The 3,511-nt window shown below is 32.8% G+C and carries 4 protein-coding genes; all 4 read left to right on the top strand.

Going from position 1 to position 3,511, the window contains the following annotated elements; translation table 11 throughout:
• On the top strand, positions 1-280 hold a 280-nt coding region (locus tag ACFVSH_RS24210), incomplete at its 5' end, for a hypothetical protein (protein WP_387708276.1).
• Positions 281-771: 491 nt separating this feature from the next.
• A complete protein-coding gene (locus ACFVSH_RS24205) occupies positions 772-1,947 on the top strand; it encodes an acyltransferase family protein (RefSeq protein WP_387708274.1) in 1,176 nt (391 codons plus the stop codon).
• A gap of 74 nt (positions 1,948-2,021) precedes the next feature.
• Positions 2,022-2,765, top strand: coding sequence for a YveK family protein (locus tag ACFVSH_RS24200; RefSeq protein WP_387708273.1), 744 nt, complete (start codon positions 2,022-2,024; stop codon positions 2,763-2,765).
• Positions 2,755-3,372, top strand: coding sequence for a CpsD/CapB family tyrosine-protein kinase (locus ACFVSH_RS24195; protein ID WP_387604358.1), 618 nt, complete (start codon positions 2,755-2,757; stop codon positions 3,370-3,372). The genes ACFVSH_RS24200 and ACFVSH_RS24195 overlap by 11 nt, the downstream gene beginning before the upstream one ends.
• Positions 3,373-3,511: the final 139 nt, after the last annotated feature.

The following is a 3,511-nucleotide window of genomic DNA, read 5'->3' as shown; positions in this document are numbered from 1 at the left end:
ATTAAAATACTTTTCGTTAATTTCCGTCATCATTCTACAATATTCTTCAAAAAAACAACAGGTTTGGAAATCACAAACAAGCTTGACGAGCAATAATAATTACTTTAACTTCCTTCGACGTTTATTAAAAACTTTCATAAAAATAGTTCCTTCTTCTGTTTTAAAAAACTTAACTCCAACTAATTTTAAAGGTGTCCATATTTCTCTCATTTGGTATAAAGGCATTAAAAATCATCCTTTCTTCTGTAACTTATTAATTGAGCTTTTGCTTTTAAAATGACAGGTTATATTTAAATCTATTTTTTACATTTTTTGTTACTTAATTTTAAATCTTCCGATAGAATTAACAGGTTATACCTTAAACAAAACGAACATCTTGTTCTTTATAACGAATCATTAAATTGAACTTACCACCTCTACATTACTATGTCAATTAGTTTCATTATTAATCTATTCTAGTCATTTGTATCCCTCATCTTCTACTTTATGTTTCCCTCTCTGATCCCTGACTGCATACCATATGTAGATTTAGGAACAGTATATAGTCATGTCCAAAATCCCTTGTTTCAGAGCATTATGTTCCAACTCTCTCCAACTAATGTCCAGAGGTTTTATACCCCATTAAACATTACATAACCGAGCATGAAAATTAGGATATAATGGTAAACTTTATATTTTCTTGTCTATTTTTGTCTGTTTTAAAGAACTAACTATACTTTATTAAGAACAAGTGCTATATTATAAAAAAAAACGATTCATATGGAGGAGGATATGACTAGATATGAGGAATTTGACTCATTAAGGGGTTTAGCCGCTCTCATTGTGTTAATCGGGCATTATTTGATGGTATACCCTTCATATGCTAATTATCAGTATGATTCAAACAGCACCTACTTGATTTATTTATTCAAGGAAACTCCTCTACGCCTTTTTTTCAGTAGTGGAAATGAGTCTGTCATTCTATTCTTTGTATTGAGTGGTTTTGTTTTGTATTTATCAGTTAACAGTGCTAAATTCCACTATTCTACATACTTAATAAAACGAGTGTTTCGAATTTATTTACCATATCTAGTAGCAATAAGCATGGCCATATTAGCTAAAATGCTTTTAAATCAAAATGATTTACCCTTTATCACTAACTGGTTTAGTAAATCTTGGACTATCCTGGATACTCCTTCCTTATTAATAGAACATTTTTTGTTTATTGGACAGTACAATACAGACGCCTATAACAATGTTATATGGTCCCTTGTTCACGAAATGAGAATTTCGATTATATTTCCTGTACTGATTTATTTATTTGTACTAAAAAGGCTTAAAAACTCTTTATTATGGCTTTTTGTTTTAATTTTTTCATCGACTTTGTGTTTATATTTGTTTGGTTCCAGTGTAGATATAACCAGCATTCTTCTAAGTTTTCACTATAGTACTCTCTTTTTAATGGGAGCAATAATAGCAAAATATCGACATGAACTTTTTGCCTATACCTTGAAAATGAATAAACCTGTAAAAGTCGCATTGTTTTTGGGGGCAATTATCTGTTTTATGTACGAAGGCATTATTGGCGAAGTGGACTTTTTAAACAATTATATTTTCAGGGATTATGTGGTCTCGTTCGGTGTTTGCATTTTCATCATCATGAGCGTATGTTCCAAAAAAATTTCGACGGTCTTAAGGTCTAGATTGCTAAAACTTCTCGGGAAAATTTCATATAGTTTGTATTTGTACCATCTCATATCCTTATTCTCCTTGATGTACCTATTCTATAACAAGCTGCCAACCGGTTTAATATTGACTTTTTCATTTTTCTTATCTTTTTTACTCTCTTCAGCGTCCTATCTGCTCGTGGAAAAACCATGCATGAGGCTCGGGTCGTATTTCACAAGAAATAAACAAGAAAAAGAAATATCCAAAGATCACATAGCTTTAAAACGAAAAATAGGATAATTGCGTACTTTACTAAAAAAGTCTTTGAAAGTTTTGAACGTATTCTTACTATCTCTAAAAAAGTGGTGAAATTGATGAATGAAAAAGTAAAAATTAAAGACTTTATACGAATCTTAAAAAAGAGAATATTTATCATTATTCTATCTACCATTTGTATTACTGGTTTCATTATATTTTCGTCCATGTACCTTATGAAACCAACATATCAGTATTCCACTCAAGTTCTGGCAGGATCTTTAAGCATGGGTGAAAAGGAAGCTTCCATAAACAAAGTTCAAGAAAACAGACAACTTGCCCTTTCTTATATGGACATCATTAAAAGTCCGCAAATCATGATCGGAGTTAAAGAGGAATTGAACCTTAAGACTTCAAGCTATGACTTACTTAAGCAAGTTTCCATTACCAATAGAGATAATTCACAAATCATCACGATTACCGTCAAGGATTCCAATCCTGAATCCGCTAAGGACATCGCTCAGACTGTCGCGATGCATTCAATAGCAAAATTCAAAAATCTTACAAGTGTTAAACAAATTAGTATTCTCAATGATAGTGAACGTGGACAAGCAGAACTGCTTTTCCCAAAGCCAAAATTCATCATAGCCATTTCAATCGTAATAGGCTTTTTCGCTGGAATAGGCTTAGCAATTCTTAGAGAACACTTTGATGATTCGACATACTCCGATAGGGAGCTTGAACTTCTTGGCATTCCATTATTGGGGAGGCTTGATTTAAATACCAAAAGGATAAACAGAAAACGTAAAACAACTTATAAAACCTTACCTTCCACAAAACGAGGTGAATATAGTGAGTATTAAATCAAGGAAACAATCCTTTAATCTAAATGAAATTAATAAAGAGCAATTTTATTCGATTTGTACCAATATCGAGTCGAATCTTCAAAAAGGCGATTCGGTTTTACTGATTACTTCTCTTTCACAATCACAGAATATTCCAAATGCTACTGCGTGCTTAGCACTTGCCTTTTCTGAGCAGCGTAAACGGGTGCTGGTAGTGGATGCTAATCTGCGTCAGCCTTCGCTGCATCAAGTGTTTAATATTGATAATTCATTCGGTTTGACCAACTTGCTTTTAAATGAGAAGCCCATTAACGATCATGCTATACATATAAAGGGTCATCTATTCTGTATACCTACAAGCGAAGCCATTTATGAACCAGCAACTTTATTAACATTGGGGACCCTTCCAACCCTGATTGAAAAGTGGAAGAAGGATTTTGACCTCATTTTATTTCATACATCAGATAGTTTACATAAACCTGATGCAAATATCATTGCTAAATATTGTGATGGGATAATTTTGGCGATACAAGAGGGAAGAGATAAGTTAGAGAAAATTGCAGGGGTGAAAATGCAATTTGAAAGGGCAAATCTTGAGATTTCAGGTTCTATGATCATTTCTTAACTCAGGGAGGATAACCAGTGGATTCGAAAGTCAGAGTCGATAGGCAGGAAGAAATCCTGATAAAGCCACTATCGACAACATCTAATTTTTATATAAAGCGCGCCATGGATATAATCATCTCGTTTATTATGCTGATACT

The sequence above is a fragment of the Peribacillus sp. NPDC058002 genome (assembly GCF_042886655.1).
Lineage (GTDB): Bacteria > Bacillota > Bacilli > Bacillales > DSM-1321 > Peribacillus > Peribacillus aracenensis.
The sequence above is the reverse complement of the archived record's forward strand: the minus strand, read 5'-3'. Positions and strand labels throughout refer to the sequence as shown.

What these genes read in the sequence shown, in the direction of transcription:
- ACFVSH_RS24200 (WP_387708273.1), top strand. Translation starts at nt 2,022, where the DNA reads ATGAATGAAAAAGTAAAAATTAAAGACTTTATACGAATCTTAAAAAAG.
- ACFVSH_RS24205 (WP_387708274.1), top strand. Translation starts at nt 772, where the DNA reads ATGACTAGATATGAGGAATTTGACTCATTAAGGGGTTTAGCCGCTCTC.